Here is a 17358-nt window from a genome sequence, read left to right on the forward strand (position 1 = left end):
TGCCAAAGCTTGTTTTGTGTTGGGGTCTAAATCCCCATTACAAAACGTAATTGCGAATTGCGAATTGCGAATTGCGAATTGTTTAACATAGTAACTTTTTGAAGGGCTGCTCATTTCACTCCCTTACACATCTGACTTACCAAGTGAGTGAGTTCAGGCAAAATCAGTTTTTCCATTGCCAGACGCACAGCATTACTGGAACCAGGAAGCGAGAAGATTAATTTATCTTGATAAACACCAGCAACAGCGCGAGAAGCGATCGCCCGCGAACCAATTTCTTGATAACTTAAAAAACGAAATAACTCACCAAATCCTGGTAAGGTTTTCTCCAGTAATTTCTCAATAGCATCGTAGGTGGTATCTCTTGGTGCAATACCTGTACCACCATTGAAAATTACAGCATCCAAATTTGAGCTTTCACCCAGATTTTTTATTTGCCCTTGAATTTGTGTTGGTTCATCTTTGATAATCGTGTAGGCTCCTACAGCATGGTTAGCATCAAGGAGTAACTGCTGAATTAGTTGGCCACTTTTGTCTGTTTCCAAAGTGCGTGTATCGCTGACAGTAACCACAGCACAAATTACCGTAATCCCAAGCGAGTCTGGGTGGGGTTGTAGCATTATAGGTAAGTCATGAACTTTTGATCATAGATAATTGGGCATGGCGAATGACGCATTGGGCATGACAATAATTACCGATGGCTCCATGCCCAATGCCCAATGCCCTATGCCCTATGCCCTATGCCTCATTTTTACTCAGTCCCAGATCGTTTTCTTCAGCATACCGCTCCATGAAGCGCATAAAGCGATCCCATTCCTGAGCAGATTTCATCACGTAAAGTGCTTCTAATGCTTCTGGTTTCCCGTTGATAAATTTAGCTTTAACTTCACGGGTAATTATCTCTCCTTCTTCGTCAATCAGGTACATCCCGGTAATATCTTCGGTGCTACCTTGATCTAAAATCTTAGGATTTGTAAAAATAAATGTCGCTGTGCCACTGTCACCAGTGCGCGATCGCGTCAAGCGCACCTCTGGAGTTACTTCTTCGTCAAGACCTTTAGAAAACTGGATTTTCGCCATGATGACTGAATTTAAACTTTTGTGATGGTTAATTTAATATTCTCTCATCAATTAGAACACCAAGGTCTAGAGGCTACTGTTATTCCTTTTTTAGTGTATGTACTTAAATCGCTTCTTTTTCAAGTAACAAAGTGACAGGGCCATCATTTTCAATTGTGACTTGCATCATTGCACCAAATTGGCCTGTTTCCACCTGCAAACCGCTAGCTTTTAACTTGGTAACAAAACGATTATACAAATCTTCTGCTGATTGGGGAGCGGCTGAACGGTCAAAAGAAGGACGGCGGCCTTTGCGACAGTCACCATAAAGGGTAAACTGACTGACTACTAACAAATCACCACCGATTTCTTGTACAGATTTTTGCCAGCGATCGTCTCCTTCCTCGTCAGGAAACAGGCGTAATTCCAAGCACTTACGCACCATCCAGTCGATTTCAGCATAAGTATCGGTATTGGCTACGCCTACAAGCAAATTTAGCCCCCGCCCAATTTTGCCGACAATTTCAACATTAACTGTAACTTGAGATGATTTCACTCGCTGGATAACAACGCGCATTTTAACTAATTCGTAATTCGTAATTCGTAATTATTGGTGAAACACTCCCGCGTAAATGTAGGGGAGTAAAGAAGCGATGTCTACGAAGAGCTACGCCTACGCTATTATCTTATTTCTCATTGTTCAAATCTATGGCGGAGCCATTGGGAATGCATTCCCAGGTCGAACCTGGGAACGATTACGAATATTAAACTCTTAACTTTTGTACAGACGCGATTAATCGCGTCTCTAATTATTTGCCAAAGCCTTTACCGCGAGAGGTTGAAGGTAGACAAATGCAATTTTCGAGTTGACTAATTAAAGCCTCACGATCCAAATTTTGACCAATCAGCACTAGCTGGTTCTTCAATTTACCTTGCCATTCATCATCATCCAAGGTAAAGCGTTTACCGCAAAGGTGGAAAATATGACGCTTCGGACTTTCATCAAACCACATAATCCCTTTCGCTCGGAAGATATTTGAGGGCAGCTGGTTATCTAAGAAATACTGAAACTTCCTAATAGAAAAAGGCTTGTCGCTTTGGAAAGAGATGGAAGTAAAACCATCATTTTCTAAATGGTCAGAATGATGGTGATGATCGTGGTGATCGTGATCATGGTCGTGATGATCGTGACCGCATGTTGAGTGATCGTGATCATCATGGTCGTGATGCTCATGATCATGATCGTGGTGTTCATCCACCACTGTGTCAAAATATTTATCAGACTCAAACAGACCAACACTGAGAATTAACGGAAGTGGCACTTGCGATCGCGTGGTGCGGAGAATTCTCGCTCCTTCCTTAACTTCGTTAATTTTGGTTTCTAACTCATTTAAAGTGGCTTCATCAACCAAATCAGTCTTGTTCAGCACAATTACATCGCCATAGGCAATCTGGCTGTATGCCGCCTGAGAGTTAAATAAATCTAGGCTGTAATTTGCCGCGTCTACTACGGTAATAATCGAATCCAAGCGAGTTAAATCTCGCAATTCTGTGCCCAAAAATGTTAGAGCTACTGGTAGCGGATCTGCTAATCCAGTTGTTTCCACTACTAAATAATCTAGATTTTCTTGGCGTTCTAAAACTTTGTAAACTGCATCTACCAAATCATTATTAATAGTGCAGCAGATACAACCATTATTTAGCTCCACCATGTTCTCACCAGTGGAAACAATTAGCTCGTTGTCGATGCCAATTTCGCCAAATTCATTTACTAGAACAGCGGTTTTTAAACCCTGTTGGTTGTTGAGGATATGATTGAGTAAAGTCGTCTTGCCGCTACCGAGAAAACCCGTAATAATTGTTACAGGCATTCCTTGTTTGGGCGTATCCATTGCCGAAGATTCGGATGTAACTGCTGATTGCATAGCGCTGTTATCAAATAGTCAAAAAATAGTACTGTAGCGCAGATAGTCCAGAAAACACTAGCGCCGCAAGACGGAAGTCAAAAGTTAACACTGAGCGAAGTCGAAGTGTCAAAAGTCAAAAACCCTTGATTTCTAAGCTTTCGAGATTTTGTCCAATAGTATGTTGATTTCCGCCGTGACGTACTAGCATAGGGATGCTGGACTGTCATCCCAGCTGCTTTACCCTATTATTACGTATCTCCTTATTTCAGCATTACTCTGTTATGACCCTAACCCTTTACAATAGCCTCACCCGTCGTCAAGAACCGTTTGAAACAGTCGAACCAGGCAAGGTTAAGATGTATTACTGCGGCGTGACGGTGTACGATTACTGCCATTTGGGTCATGCCAGAGCTTGCATCGTTTGGGACGTTGTGCGCCGATACCTCCAGTTTATCGGCTATGAAGTCCGATATATCCAAAATTTTACTGATATTGATGACAAGATTCTCAATCGAGCTTGTGTTGAACATTCATCAATGGAAGCTGTAGCCGATCGCTTTATCAAAGCATATTTTGAGGATATGGCACGGCTGGGAATCAAAGAAGCTGATGAATATCCCCGTGCTACCCATACCATGAATGGCATTCAACGGTTAATTCATGAGTTGGAAAATAAGGGTTTTGCTTACCCTGCTGACGGCGATGTATATTATGCAGTGCGGCAGTTTGCTGAGTATGGCAAACTTTCTGGACGCAAGTTAGAAGATATGCAAGCTGGGAAAAGCGATCGCGTTAACGTAGAAGATCCAGAGTACCAGAAAAAGAAAGACCCCTTTGATTTTGCTTTATGGAAGGCAGCAAAACCGGGAGAACCAGCTTGGGAGTCACCTTGGGGCGCAGGTCGTCCAGGGTGGCATATAGAATGCTCGGCAATGGTACGCGATCGCTTGGGCGATACCATAGATATTCATGCTGGTGGTGCTGACTTAATTTTTCCCCATCACGAAAACGAAATTGCCCAATCTGAGGCTGTAACAGGAAAACCTCTGGCGCGTTACTGGCTTCATAACGGCATGGTAAAAGTAGATGGTGAAAAAATGTCCAAATCTTTGGGCAACTTTATCACTATTCGAGAATTGCTGGATCGAGGAGTTGACCCGATGGCGGTGCGGTTATTTGTGTTGACAGCGCAATATCGCACACCAATTGATTTTACCGACGAAGCGATCGCCGCAGCAACCAACGGTTGGCACACCATTAAAGAAGGTTTACTTTTCGGCTACCAATACGGCAAAAAACTAGGATGGGGAGTGGGGAGTGGGGAGTGGGGAGTAGGAAGTGCCTCACTACTTCCTGAAACTATTGAACGCTTTCAAGAAGTTGTAAATAACGACTTTAATTTTCCTGGTGGATTAGCAGTGCTGTTTGAATTAGCCAAAGAATTGCGCCGTGAGGGAAATATTATTGTGCATGAAGGGCAAACCGAAACTTCCCCTGATGAGTTACAGCGTCAATGGCAAACTCTTGTCACATTGGCTGGAGTTTTAGGTTTAGAAGCCGAGATAGAAGCGGAAATTCCTATGAATGATAGTTTAAGCGATGCAGAAATTGAAGTGAAAATTCAGCAAAGGCAAGAAGCACGTAAAGCCAAGAATTTTGCCGAAAGCGATCGCATCCGTGACGAACTCCAAGCAGAAGGTATTACGCTAATTGATAGCCGTGATGGTACGCGCTGGCATCGGAATTAGGGAGAGTGGGGAGTAGGGGGAAATTCCCCATTCCCCATTCCCCATTCCCCATTCCCCACTTCCCCATTCCCCACTTCCCCATTCCTTAAATTATGTGGTCTGAACTTAAGAAAGCGATCGCTAGTTTCGACATTCCCGCTGATTGGATTGGTATTAGAGCCGTAAAGGAGACTTCTACTACCCGTTCAGTTCGTGACGGCTTACCCCAGCTAAATGGCAAATCCTTCACTGTCGGAGCCATGCTGGAAGTTTTGGTCAATGGCTGTCTGGGTTATGCAGCAACTAACTCTCTCGAACTGTCTTCCCTCCAAGCTGCTGCTGAAACAGCCTATAAACAGGCACTAGCAGCCAGTGAATGGTGGATACACCCCTTCCGTGAAAGTGAGCGTCCTAAAGTCGTTGGTGAATATAAATCTCCATTTCTTGAGCCATTGGATGCTTTGAGTCCGGGAGAAATCAATGATTTACTGATTCAAATTTGCCAAACGCTAAAAGTTGACGACAAGATTGTGCAAACCATAGCCAGTGCTAGCACCATCGAGAGAGAGTCTTGGTTTATTAGCAGCAATGGCTCAGAAGTCTATCAAAAAATTCTATCTATAGCCACTCATTATGGAGCCACCGCTCAAGATGGTGCGATCGTCCAGCAACGCAGCAACAACGGTTCTCAGGCAAACTGTTACCAAGGTGGCTTAGAACTTTTAAAACAAGAAAACTTATGGCATCGGGCGCGGCAAATTGGCGAACAGGCAGTAGAACTATTAACAGCAGAAGAATGCCCAACCACCCGTACCAATTTAGTTTTAGCCCCAGACCAAATGATGCTGCAAATCCATGAAAGTGTCGGGCATCCTCTAGAAATTGACCGAATTTTAGGAGATGAGCGTAACTATGCTGGGGGCAGCTTTGTTAATAAAAGTGATTTTGGCAACCTAGTATATGGTTCGCCACTGATGAATATTACCTTTGATCCCACCGTGCCTGGTGAATTTGCTAGCTATGGCTTTGATGATACTGGTGCTGTAGCAACACGGGAGTATTTGGTTAAAGAAGGTATACTCCAACGAGGTGTAGGCAGCCTAGAGAGTCAAGCAAGAGCAGGTGTAGCAGGAGTAGCCTGTGCCCGTGCTTCTTCATGGAATCGACCAGCGATTGATCGCATGGCAAACTTAAATTTAGAGCCTCTAAACGCTAGCTTTGAAGACATTATTGGCGGGATAGAACACGGCGTTTACATGGAATCTAACCGTTCTTGGTCAATTGACGATCGCCGCTACAAATTTCAATTTGGTTGCGAGTACGCTAAATTAATTGAAAATGGTAAATTCACCAAAACCCTCCGCAATCCTAACTATCGCGCCACAACACCAGAGTTTTGGCATAGTTTAATCCAAGTAGGCGATGCCACAAACTGGCAAATGTATGGTACTCCTTATTGTGGTAAAGGAGAACCAAATCAGGCCATTTGGGTAGGACACGGTTCCCCTGTTTGCGTATTTGCTAATGTCGAAGTTTTTGGTGGAGGAACTTGAAGAGGACACGGGGACACAGAGATATTTTCATTCTCCACGTCCCCACTCCCTACTCCCCACTCCCGATTAATATTTAATATCTATGAAAATTGAGGAATTATCTGCGTTAGAAGTCAGCTTTAATCGACTGATTGAAACTCTGCTGATTAAAAAAGCTGAAAGTGAACAATTCACTGTCAAACTCAGCAGTGAAAGAAGTCAATTTACTCGTTTCAATCATGCGAAAGTGCGGCAAACTGGTTGTGTTGCTGATGGTTGGATCGAACTGACTCTGATGGCAGATCAGCGCAGCAGTGTTCGACAGTTTCCTTTTACTGGAAATTGGGACGTAGATTGGCAGTTAGCATATACTGCTTTGCAAGAACTACGTGACGAACTTATTCTATTACCCATCGATCCGTATCTAGTTTTGCCATCAGGAAATAATACCAGCCGGGAAGTACATTCTGGGAATTTGTTGGCGGCGGAGGCAGTAGTACCAACTGTACTAGAACTAGTTGCTGAATTAGATTTTACTGGTATATATGCTGGAGGAATAGTCATTAAAGCTTATGGTGATTCCAGTGGTCAACAACACTGGTTTGCTACTGATTCTTTTACCTTAGATTATTCTCTATTTTCCGCTTCTGGACAAGCAGTTAAGGGCACATTTGCAGGAAGTGATTGGGATGAATCTGCTTATGTAGCCAAAATTAGCGAAGCCAAAAAGCAACTCGAATTGCTTTGTCGCCCAGCGAAAGAATTGCCACGGGGACAATACAAAACTTATTTTGCACCTGCTGCGGTTGCAGATTTATTAGCAATGCTTTCTTGGGGAGCAGTCAGCGAAGCTGATATCCAACAAGGAAACAGTGCTTTAGCTGCTTTATCGCGTCAAGAAAAACAACTTTCTCCAAGATTTAGTTTGAAAGAAAATTTTCAGCGAGGATTAGTGCCGCGATTTAATGAATTGGGAGAAATGGCAGCACCGGAGTTACCTGTAATAGAAAAAGGGCATTTAGTAAACACCTTGGTGAATTCTCGCACTGCTAAGGAATATCAAAAAATTGCCAACGGTGCTAATGGTTCAGAGACTTTACGAGCGCCAGAAGTGAGTATGGGAAATTTAGTCTTTGAGCAGATTCTTCCAAGTTTAGATACCGGACTATATGTATCTAATTTACATTACTTGAATTGGAGCGATCGCCACACTGGTAGAATCACAGGTATGACCCGTTATGCTTGTTTTTGGGTAGAAAACGGAGAAATTATCGCCCCTATTGAAAACTTACGTTTTGATGAAAGTCTTTATCGCTTTTGGGGAGAAAACTTAATAGATTTAACCAATTTTCAGGAGTTTATTCCCGAAGTAGGTACATACGAAAGCCGCCAACTGGGAGGTAGTTTAGTTCCCGGTATGCTGGTAAAAGATTTTACTTATACTCTGTAATCATTTTTAATTAAAAGCCAAAATTTTAAACCTATTACCAGTTAGGTATAGAAAATCAAGAATTTTCTTAATAAAAATTGTTGGGTTTCGCTATTGCTTAACCCAACTTATAATTTTTGCCCATCTATCGTTAGAATCTCTATTTTTTCTTACCTGGAGGTGAATTGCGCTGAGTGAGGTTATCAATTTGCAATTGTTGCCGTCCGTTGGTAATAATTCGCAACATATCCTTAAGATCCTGCTCAATATTTCCCAGGATGCCATCGGCATATGCATCAGCCCCATCTTCAATTTCTTGAGCCTGAGCGATCGCAGTTTGTCGCATTTGCTCTAACTCTTGCTGACAAGCATACCGCTTGCGGTCAATCTCGGCGAGGGTTTCTTGCATTATTCCCTCGCACTCTTTCTGCACCTGTCGCCGCAGTTGTTCAGCTTCTTGTTCTGCCTGGTGAATAATATCGCTTTCAGCTAAAATTTGCGCTCTTTTTGCTTGGGCAGCCTCAACAACCTGTTGTCCATACTCTTCAGCTTCCAGCAGAATTTCATCCTTTTGGTCGAGGATAGCTGCTGCTTCTTGAAAAAGCGATGGCAAGGCAAGCCGGATGTAATCAAGCTGATCCAGGAGCTTTTCTTCATCTATGAGAGTGCGTCCCGTCAGCGGAATCCTGAGACTAGAGAGAACCATTTCCTCTAGGCGGTTGAGTTCCTGCTGAATATCTACGCTTCCCTCTCCACCGAGATACTCTTGAGGGGGGGGATTGCTTCCGTTGAGATTGGGTTCAACATTGGAGAGTTGTGATTGTAGCATTGGTATATATCTAGGGCAATGTGTGGGGGAACGAGATGATCGATAGAGCCACCAAACCTTGCAATCTCTTTTACCACACTACTACTTAAAAAACTATACTCATTTGAGGTTGCGAGAAAAACTGTTTCTATTTCGGTAGAAAGAGTTTTATTGGTGTGAGCCATTTGCAGTTCCACTTCAAAATCTGATACAGCTCGTAAACCCCGCAGTAAAACTTGGGCTTGTCGCATTTGGGCATAGTTGACGGTAAGACCATCAAAGCTGTCTGCTTCTACATTAGGTAGATGTTGTGTAGAATGACGAATCTGATCTAGCCGTTGCTGCACGCTAAAAAGTGGCATTTTGTTGGGGTTCCGCAGTACAGCGACAATCACCCGCTCAAACAGCCGACTACTGCGCTGGATGAGGTCGAGGTGTCCCAAAGTGATGGGGTCGAAGCTACCAGGATAAATAGCAATCACAATTTTAGATATATCAAAGTTGTTTAGGTGATTATATCGAAACCGTTTTGTGTAACTTACTCAAATCTACCATCTCGCGCTCAGAGTCAGGATGCTAAACTCAATTGTTTTAGTGGCACAAGTATATGCTCAACTAGGCATTAGGAACTAGACTCCTAAATATGGATACTGGTTTTTTACCTATGTCCCTACAATTTTGTGGAGGATTTAAGTGCAGTTCCAGTATTCAAAGCCAAAGAAACTCCGTACTTAGCAAAGTGCGCGGGTAGTTAACGAACTTTTCTAGGTAATTTTTCATGGCACTGGATTTTTCCACCTTGCCCTTGGCGTTTCAATTTACTTCTCCAGGACCGATTCTGGTGAAATTAGGGCCACTAAGTATCCGCTGGTATGGCTTATTGATTGCTACAGCAGTGTTAATTGGCGTCATCCTTTCCCAGGAATTGGCAAAGCGCCGTAATGTTAATCCTGAGTTGTTAGGCGATTTATTCTTTTGGTTGTTGATTGGGGCAATTCCTGGCGCACGGCTATATTACGTTTTCTTTGAGTGGTCAAAATATGCCCCAACTCCAGAAAAAATCTTTGCCATCTGGGAAGGAGGTATTGCCATTCATGGAGCAATTCTTGGTGGCGTTTTGGCTGCCTTAATCTTTGCCAAAATCAAGCAGGTTTCTTTCTGGCAACTGGCAGATTTAGTAGCGCCTTCGCTGATTTTAGGGCAGGCGATCGGACGTTGGGGCAATTTCTTTAATTCTGAAGCTTTTGGCGATCCCACAAATTTACCTTGGAAGCTGTATATTCCACCAGACCATCGCCCTGTAGAGTATGCGAGTTTCGATTACTTCCATCCCACTTTTCTATACGAATCTTTGTGGGATTTAGCGGTGTTTGCAATACTAATAACATTGTTTTTCCGGTCTTTATCCGGTAAGCCACGTTTGAAGGTAGGCACGCTGTTTCTAGTTTACTGGCCAGCCTACAGCTTAGGACGCTTGTGGATTGAAGGTTTTCGCACTGATAGCTTGATGCTGGGGCCGTTACGGATAGCACAAATAGTCAGTAGTCTAGGAATTTTATTTGGATTAGCTGGATTAGCTTGGCTTTACTTACTCAAACGCCCTTTACCCGATGTAGTTCCTACTCCTAAGGGAGATGGGGAGATGAGGGGATGAGGGAGCAGGGGAGGCAGAGGGGGCAGGGGAGGCAGGGGGAGCAGGGGAAGAAAGAATAATAACTAATGCCCAATGCCCAATGCCCAATACCCGATTCCCAAAAAATAAAAAATGCCCCAGAATATTTTCTAGGGCTTAACCAGGGTGCATCTACCATTACTCTCTACTAGGGAAAGAGGGTGAATCCGGAAAGATACTGAGAAAATATCAAAAAAGTTTTTTGAGGAATTGCCGTGTGTTCTTCTGAAAGTGAATATACAGAAAACCTGAGTTATAAAAAAACGCTATATGCGATAGAACCATCTGTGTATATTGTCGGAGCAGGCCCTGGAGATCCTGATTTATTAACGGTAAAGGCACAGAAGCTACTAGCTGTTGCTGATGTGATTCTATTTGCTGATTCTTTAGTACCCGAACAGATTTTAGAACTTTGCCGAAAAGATGCGGAAATCATTAAGACTGCGAATCAGACTTTAGAAGAGATTTTGGCGATCATGATCGATAGGGTGCGATCGCAAAATAAATCTCTAGTCCGTCTCCATTCTGGCGATCCTAGTCTCTACAGCGCCATCCACGAGCAAATGCACCTCCTCGCAGAGGCAAATATTCCTTTTGAAGTCATCCCAGGTATCAGCGCCTTTCAAGCTGCTGCCGCCAAACTCAAAGTAGAATTAACTGTCCCTGGTTTAGTCCAAACCATCATTTTGACACGGATCAGCGGACGTACAGAAGTCCCCGCCACTGAAGAATTAGCTACTCTTGCAGCACATCAGGCTAGCCTCTGCCTGTATTTGAGTGCGCGTCACATCGAAAATGCCCAAGCCAAACTACTCGAACATTACCCAGCCGAAACCCCTATTGCAATCTGCTTTCGCGTCGGATGGCCCGATGAAAAAATCAGGGTTGTTCCCCTGAATGAAATGGCAGACTGCACTCATAAAGAAAAACTAATTCGCACTACACTTTATATAATCAGTCCCGCACTCTCGGCAAATAAAGGGCGATCGCGTTTATATCATCCCGAACATAGTCATCTATTTCGTTCATCTCATTAATAAATAATAAGCAAGAAACAATTAATCTTTCCCTATTGCCTATTGCCTATTGCCTCTTGCCTCTTGCCTCTCTCTACAAATAAATTCACAAATCAAATAGGAACGCTATATGCCATTAATTAAAGTGCAAACTTCTGCATCGGCTCCTCAAAAAGCTGAAATTGAATCAATGCTTTTAAACCTATCAGCCAAGTTAGCGAAACATTTGGGAAAACCAGAATCATACGTCATGACTGCTTTTGAGCCAGAAATTCCTATGACTTTTGCCGGGAATACAGACCCAGTTTGCTACATTGAAATTAAGAGCGTTGGTACGATGAAGCCAGACCAAACCGCAGCAATGAGCCAGGACTTTTGCCAGGAGATTAACCAAACTCTAGGTGTGCCAAAAAATCGAATTTATATAGAGTTTGCAGACGCTAAGGGTGCAATGTGGGGCTGGAACGGTACAACCTTTGGTTAATTCCCCGTCTTCTTCGGTCAAGACTAAGTTAATCTGGCAGGTGTAGGATAGAGATCCTACATCAACTCTTGATTTTTTATGTCTGCTACGCCTTTTGTATCTCAAGTTGAGTTACACAACCCAGTAAAATCAGAATTAATTCCCCCTCTTCTCGGTGCTTCTCTGGCGGAGTTAAGTGCTTGGGTGGAGCAGCAAGGACAACCTACTTACAGAGCAAAGCAGCTGCATGAATGGATCTATGATAAGGGAGTGCGATCGCTAGCTGATATTTCTGTCTTCTCCAAGCAATGGCGGAAAGAAGTAGCAGAAATCCCTATTGGGCGCTCAACTTTACATTATCGCTCTGAAGCACCCGATGGCACAGTCAAATATCTTTTGCGATTAGCAGACGATCAAATTATTGAAACTGTTGGTATCCCTACCTTTGCAGAAAGGGGAGAAGGCCCAAAAGCCCGTTTGACAGTTTGCGTCTCTACTCAGGTAGGTTGCCCAATGGCGTGTGATTTCTGCGCTACTGGTAAGGGAGGCTACAAGCGCAACCTAGCACGGCATGAAATTGTTGATCAGGTGTTAACTGTGCAAGAAGATTTTCGGCAACGGGTTAGCAATGTGGTGTTTATGGGACTGGGTGAACCGTTGTTGAATACTGAGAATGTCCTAGCAGCCCTGAAATCCCTGAATCAAGATATCGGTATTGGGCAGCGATCGCTTACTGTTTCTACAGTGGGAATTCGCGATCGTATCCGTCAGTTCGCGCAAAACAATTTGCAAATCACTCTCGCTGTTAGTCTCCACGCACCCAACCAAGCACTGCGGGAAAAACTCATCCCCAGCGCCCGCGCCTATCCTCTAGAAGATTTGCTGGCTGAATGTCGAGAATATGTAGAAATCACTGGACGCCGCGTTACCTTTGAATATGTTCTCCTGGCTGGTGTTAATGATTTACCAGAACACGCATTAGAACTTTCAAAATGTATGCGAGGATTTCAAAGTCATGTGAATTTGATTCCTTACAATCCCATCCAAGAAGTAGACTACAAACGCCCCAACCGCGATCGCATTCAAGCTTTTGTGAACGTCCTTAAACAGCAAAATACTGCCGTTAGCGTTCGTTATTCCCGTGGTTTAGAAGCTGATGCTGCTTGTGGACAACTCAGAGCAAGTAAGAATTAAACCTCTTGCAGTCAATTTTATGAATAAACATGGAACCACAGATAAACGCAGATGTAACTTGAAAATTATCTCTGTTTATCTATGGTGTAAAACTGTCTGAAATCCTATTTTTAACCTACCCGCCGCAGGTAGATGGATTACGGAAATCCGGCAACCCATGTAAAAATGTGAATGTATAATTTAATGAAGATGAATATCTAAAAAACTGGATTTTTATGCAAAATCAAGATAATGCATCAGATATAACCTTGATTTAGGTAGCCATTCTCAATGCACTGATATTTAGTGAAGGTTATGGACTGGAGGATATAAGTGCGTTGAGGAAGCTCGCCGAAACCATTACGCAAGCCTATATTCAATCCCCTACATTTATATATTGACATTTTTAGGGTTTAGCGATCGCTAAACCTAACCTATAACAATTGAGGAAATAACTGTATGTTGAATCGCTTATTAATTGTTAAAGCATGGCTACTATTGATTGTGCTTGCAAAAGCTTTATCGATTAATTCTCCTGCCTATGCACAAATCCTTCAGACGAATCCTCAGCAACCTGAGTCTTTTGACGAAAGAATGAGACGACAACAAGAGGAGCAAACTCAGCGAACACAAGAGCAATTTAAGGAAACATTGCTTCGGCAACAATTTCAGCAACCACAACTACAACAACAACTGAGACTACAACAGCAACAATTTACACAACAACGGCAAGAACTGATACGCCAGCAACAACTGAGACTACAACAAGAACAATTTACACGACAACGGCAAGAATTTACACGACAGCAACAACTAAGAATACAACAGCAACAATTCAGACAAGATCAACAAATTAGACAACAGCAACAATTAAGATTAGAACAACAGAGACGCCAGCAGGAACTCAGACAGCAAAAGAATAACTTATGAGAGTTTAAAATTATTAATAAATAACCTTTATTATTAAAAATTAGAGAAAACATTCTCCAACTTTTAATTTTTATTATCTAGCGGTGTGCGTGTATGCCAGGGGCATATGCCTCAATGACTTTGCCGGTACGAGTACAACTAATCATTAAATAGTCACAACTTGGGCATTGTGTCCGAGTTAATTGACTATCAGAAATATAATAACGCTCTGCATGGCTGCCACAATTTGGACAGTAAATCTTTTGTACTATCTGCATTTTAAAACCCCTGGTTGTAATTATTTTTTATTTGGGAAAGGTAGAAAGAAGTTAAACCAGTAAAAATTCTGGTTCGACCCAACTTAACAAACTGCTGTAATATTGTCCGATTATTTTAAACAAAATTTCAGATTTGAAAAAATTTTGAAATCTTTGTATATTATCCGAAAATTTAAGTGATTTTACCCTCCTACTTTAGATACATAAATTGTTTTTTAATCAAATGCTGCTTAGAGATTTACTGATCCCTATGAATAATGCCTTGAGAGAGCCTTGTTTTTAGTGATTTTAGACGATTACAAAAAAGCTATTCTTGTATTCAAAAACTAAACCTATAAAAATACTGTATCTTTGGTAACAAAATCTCTACCTTAAGATTTAGTTAATGTTTCCTAGCAAGATTTATGACATTAATTCTGGTGAGGTAATTTCATTAAAACTAGCGAACTTCTCAAGCAACGGCTTTTTTCGCTCGGCTCAGAACTTCAAGAGCCGCTCCAAATCTCTTGGCGTGTGATTTCTGCGCTACTACTAAAGGAGATTACAACCGCAACCTAGAGCATTGAGTCAGTAATTAAAACCTAACTCCCCAACCCTACAAGGGTTCAGGGAGGGTTCTTCCAGGATGGCTGAATTGGTGTTCTAGCAAGGGATGATATTGTCTTATCAGGTTCTGACTGTGCAAGAAGATTTTTAACAACGGGTTAGTAATGTAGTGTTTATAAGTATAACTAACCGTTGTTGAGTACTATCAGATAGCGATTGTTAAGTATTAATACAGTTAGTATTAGCGATCGCCACTCTAAGTTTGTAGGTTAAAAGATGCTTTATTGATGAGGATATCATTTTGAAATCTAAGTGTGAAACTCCAGTATGGATTGATAATATCTGCTCTTTGAGATTTGCGATCGCTCAAATAGACATCTTGATCGTTCCACTGGTAAACCTTCTCATGTATTAGTCCATCAGCAGAATCGATATTGTTTTCATAAATCAAGATACCATCCCACCCTATAATGGAACGAACTTCATCATAAGACATACCTGTAGATATAGAGTTATATAAATTTTCTCTGATTTCAGATGACAAATTTATCTGTTGAATTTGTATAGTCTTAGTTTCATTAGGATTTTCATTAAAGGCTTTGAACATAGAGTTTATAAATAAAGTAGGCATCTGAGTAATAGAAAAACCTCTATGAGAATAAATAAATACAATCCATGCCAATAAAGCAACAGCTAATAATATTGAATATTTCATAAAAAAAAGGGTGGAATAACCACCCTACAATTTTCTCCGATTATATCAAGTAGGGTAACAACTAACGAATACCTGCGCTACTTTCACGGGTAGTGGAGTAGGAATTTACAATACTATTAATTGTACCCCAGACTCTAGTTCTCATCTCTTCATAAAAACTCCCATTTAGTTCAGCACCAGAATTTTGAATAGTAAAATCTTGAAAAAATTCTCCGACTTTACCATTGTCGTATTCGGTTTCAAGCTTACCATCAATGGAAATCTTGCTAGACGAAGTGTTGTAATCTTGAGTGCGAGTTGAGTTGGTTACATTATCGATGTTTAAATCACTCTCTGTTCTGCTTTGCTGAACTGTCCACTGGTTCAAAACAAAAGTTTCACCTGCTAAAGCAGGGCTAGCAAACAAAGTAGCAAGAATAGCTAAACCGAGAACTTTCTTCATTACTTTGCCCTTATTATAAATTAGTTGCCTTTGCCAGAGAAACTAATCTTGCCAAAGGAACTAAAAGAAGTACTAGGTGGGTTAACCACCCTAGAACTTTGTCAAATTGCATCAAGCACTATTAAAAGCTAACGAACACCTGCGGTGGTTTCGTAAGAATTGGTATATGTTTTAGTTGTAGTGTTAATACTACCACTAAGATTAGTCCAATTAGTTTCACTATATGTACCATATAGCTCACTACCTGATGTATAAAGGGAAAATTTTTCAAAGAAAAGTGTTGTACCACCATCAGTTCCATCAATGATATCAATATCACCATTGACGTCAACCTTGTCAGCCCAAGAAGTGTATTCTTCGTCACGTTGTGAAAAAGTCTTAGAATCAAGTCTTAAATCAGTCTTTGTTACGCTGTCACTCCAAGAATCTTCGGTACGCACAAATGTTTCACCAGCAAAAGCAGGAGTAGCTAAGAAGATAGCAAGAATAGCAAAACCAAGAACTTTTTTCATGAGTTTATCCTCTTTGTGAATTAGTTGTTTTTTTCAGCTTCATTTTTAGGTAATTCTTGAGACTGAAACCTAGGAACTTTGTTAGGTTCATTTGTATTAGTTCTGTTTATAGCAACCCCTTTACAGACAGCAGAAATCGTAGGAAAGCTGTCGGAGCTTAGTTGGATACCAGCACTGATTAATTCAGCACAAGCACGAGCATTGATAATCTCTACATCATATTGAGTCTTACGAGAAATAGTTTCAGCCATTTGTTTGCAAGTACTCTCTAGGCTTCCACCCAGAGGGAAAACTATAGCAGCATTCATAGCATAAGAGGCGTTGTTAGAGAAACTAATCCCGTCATAGGAACTCAAAGAAGTTCCTAATATTAAAGATGGCCGCGGACATACAACATTTATTCCAGCTAATCCTTGAATCTTATAAGTAGCCGATTCACCAAGATTGTAAACTCCTGTTTGATTAATTGCAGCAGAGTTCCGTTGTTGATTATCAAGAATCTGCTCTTGATTAGGCTGAGATTGAGAATTAACAGAGTTAGTGACAGATTGCGCTTGGGTTTCGAGATTTATGCTAACTACTCCGAGTAAACATAGTAAGGAATGGTTAGTGAATAGTCGTAGAGCTTTTTTAAACATTTGAAGTTTTTTAGATATTGCAAAGGAAGGATGTTAAGAGTCATGGATTAAGTAACTTGGCAGAATAAAACCAAACTCTGCAAAGAAAGATGAATTCGTAAAAAATTGTCTTTCTTCTTGCCTCCTACCCCCTATCTCCTACTTCCTGTCTTATCCCAACGACAAATTTTTACGCTGACCTACTTGTTTTATTAATTGGGTACTTTACCTCATCAAATAATAACGAGTAACATTGCTTGTAGTATCCACCACTTGATTTACTCTTTAAAGTGTTGAGGGTTATTAAATTTTGCTGTTCGCTATTCATGACAAACTAATATTCTCAACGAACCAAAAAAAATACGAGGGGGGTTTTGTGGGATTAAGTGGGAAGTTGGCAAATTGGCAAAGATTTATATCCATCAAACGAATATAGAATTACAGGTTGATTTCTACTAATATACTGAGACTCTAAGCTTGTTTTAAGTACAGCTTTTCCTAGTGTGGCTTTTCAATAATTACATAACATTCTTATATCAAGCTTTTAGTCAAC

The 17358-nt window shown here is 41.4% G+C and carries 19 protein-coding genes; 8 read left to right on the plus strand and 11 right to left on the minus strand.

Going from position 1 to position 17358, the window contains the following annotated elements:
• Positions 1-110: 110 nt before the first annotated feature.
• The 4 genes from VB740_RS04775 to VB740_RS04790 form a co-directional block, all read right to left on the minus strand.
• Positions 111-620: a MogA/MoaB family molybdenum cofactor biosynthesis protein gene (locus VB740_RS04775; RefSeq protein WP_416289215.1), complete on the minus strand. Its 510-nt coding sequence runs from the start codon at positions 618-620 to the stop codon at positions 111-113.
• 118 nt (positions 621-738) lie between these two features.
• On the minus strand, positions 739-1080 hold the full coding sequence (psb28, locus tag VB740_RS04780) for a photosystem II reaction center protein Psb28 (protein ID WP_323198918.1): 342 nt from the start codon (positions 1078-1080) through the stop codon (positions 739-741).
• 103 nt (positions 1081-1183) lie between these two features.
• Complete coding sequence (dtd, locus tag VB740_RS04785) at positions 1184-1636, minus strand: D-aminoacyl-tRNA deacylase (protein ID WP_323198919.1); 453 nt, start codon at positions 1634-1636, stop codon at positions 1184-1186.
• A 232-nt stretch (positions 1637-1868) separates the two neighbouring features.
• On the minus strand, positions 1869-2984 hold the full coding sequence (locus VB740_RS04790; RefSeq protein WP_323198920.1) for a GTP-binding protein: 1116 nt from the start codon (positions 2982-2984) through the stop codon (positions 1869-1871).
• Positions 2985-3247: 263 nt separating this feature from the next.
• On the opposite strand from VB740_RS04790, the gene cysS reads away from it, so the two are divergent.
• From cysS to VB740_RS04805, 3 genes are all read left to right on the plus strand, one after another.
• Positions 3248-4714: a cysteine--tRNA ligase gene (cysS, locus tag VB740_RS04795; protein ID WP_323198921.1), complete on the plus strand. Its 1467-nt coding sequence runs from the start codon at positions 3248-3250 to the stop codon at positions 4712-4714.
• A 92-nt stretch (positions 4715-4806) separates the two neighbouring features.
• Positions 4807-6246 carry a TldD/PmbA family protein gene (locus tag VB740_RS04800; protein WP_323198922.1) on the plus strand — a complete coding sequence of 480 codons (1440 nt, stop codon included), beginning with the start codon at positions 4807-4809 and terminating at the stop codon, positions 6244-6246.
• An 82-nt stretch (positions 6247-6328) separates the two neighbouring features.
• Positions 6329-7675: a TldD/PmbA family protein gene (locus tag VB740_RS04805; RefSeq protein WP_323198923.1), complete on the plus strand. Its 1347-nt coding sequence runs from the start codon at positions 6329-6331 to the stop codon at positions 7673-7675.
• A gap of 139 nt (positions 7676-7814) precedes the next feature.
• Here VB740_RS04805 and VB740_RS04810 read toward each other — a convergent pair whose 3' ends face one another.
• Both VB740_RS04810 and coaD read right to left on the minus strand, forming a co-directional pair.
• Complete coding sequence (locus VB740_RS04810) at positions 7815-8483, minus strand: DivIVA domain-containing protein (protein ID WP_323198924.1); 669 nt, start codon at positions 8481-8483, stop codon at positions 7815-7817.
• Positions 8393-8944: a pantetheine-phosphate adenylyltransferase gene (gene coaD, locus VB740_RS04815; protein WP_323198925.1), complete on the minus strand. Its 552-nt coding sequence runs from the start codon at positions 8942-8944 to the stop codon at positions 8393-8395. The genes VB740_RS04810 and coaD overlap by 91 nt, the downstream gene beginning before the upstream one ends.
• Positions 8945-9240: 296 nt before the next feature.
• Here coaD and lgt point away from each other — a divergent pair, with 296 nt between their 5' ends.
• The 5 genes from lgt (at position 9241) to VB740_RS04840 (ending at position 13716) form a co-directional block, all read left to right on the plus strand.
• A complete protein-coding gene (gene lgt, locus VB740_RS04820) occupies positions 9241-10116 on the plus strand; it encodes a prolipoprotein diacylglyceryl transferase (RefSeq protein WP_323198926.1) in 876 nt (291 codons plus the stop codon).
• A 266-nt stretch (positions 10117-10382) separates the two neighbouring features.
• Positions 10383-11171 carry a precorrin-4 C(11)-methyltransferase gene (gene cobM / locus VB740_RS04825; RefSeq protein ID WP_323198953.1) on the plus strand — a complete coding sequence of 263 codons (789 nt, stop codon included), beginning with the start codon at positions 10383-10385 and terminating at the stop codon, positions 11169-11171.
• Positions 11172-11280: 109 nt separating this feature from the next.
• Complete coding sequence (locus VB740_RS04830; RefSeq protein WP_323198927.1) at positions 11281-11634, plus strand: phenylpyruvate tautomerase MIF-related protein; 354 nt, start codon at positions 11281-11283, stop codon at positions 11632-11634.
• A gap of 78 nt (positions 11635-11712) precedes the next feature.
• Positions 11713-12807: a 23S rRNA (adenine(2503)-C(2))-methyltransferase RlmN gene (gene rlmN / locus VB740_RS04835; protein WP_323198928.1), complete on the plus strand. Its 1095-nt coding sequence runs from the start codon at positions 11713-11715 to the stop codon at positions 12805-12807.
• 438 nt (positions 12808-13245) lie between these two features.
• Complete coding sequence (locus VB740_RS04840; protein WP_323198929.1) at positions 13246-13716, plus strand: hypothetical protein; 471 nt, start codon at positions 13246-13248, stop codon at positions 13714-13716.
• Positions 13717-13793: 77 nt separating this feature from the next.
• Here VB740_RS04840 and VB740_RS04845 read toward each other — a convergent pair whose 3' ends face one another.
• The 5 genes from VB740_RS04845 to VB740_RS04865 form a co-directional block, all read right to left on the minus strand.
• Positions 13794-13973, minus strand: coding sequence for a replication restart DNA helicase PriA (locus VB740_RS04845; RefSeq protein WP_229465180.1), 180 nt, complete (start codon positions 13971-13973; stop codon positions 13794-13796).
• Positions 13974-14775: 802 nt separating this feature from the next.
• Positions 14776-15126, minus strand: a complete 351-nt coding sequence (locus VB740_RS04850; protein ID WP_323198930.1) for a hypothetical protein — start codon at positions 15124-15126, stop codon at positions 14776-14778.
• A 169-nt stretch (positions 15127-15295) separates the two neighbouring features.
• Positions 15296-15676, minus strand: a complete 381-nt coding sequence (locus VB740_RS04855; protein ID WP_323198931.1) for a hypothetical protein — start codon at positions 15674-15676, stop codon at positions 15296-15298.
• 128 nt (positions 15677-15804) lie between these two features.
• Complete coding sequence (locus VB740_RS04860; protein WP_323198932.1) at positions 15805-16188, minus strand: hypothetical protein; 384 nt, start codon at positions 16186-16188, stop codon at positions 15805-15807.
• Between the two features lie 20 nt (positions 16189-16208).
• Positions 16209-16826 (minus strand): hypothetical protein, encoded by a 618-nt coding sequence (locus VB740_RS04865; protein ID WP_323198933.1) that lies wholly within the window; start codon positions 16824-16826, stop codon positions 16209-16211.
• Positions 16827-17358: the final 532 nt, after the last annotated feature.

Source organism: Nostoc sp. UHCC 0251 (assembly GCF_034932245.1).
Lineage (GTDB): Bacteria > Cyanobacteriota > Cyanobacteriia > Cyanobacteriales > Nostocaceae > Nostoc.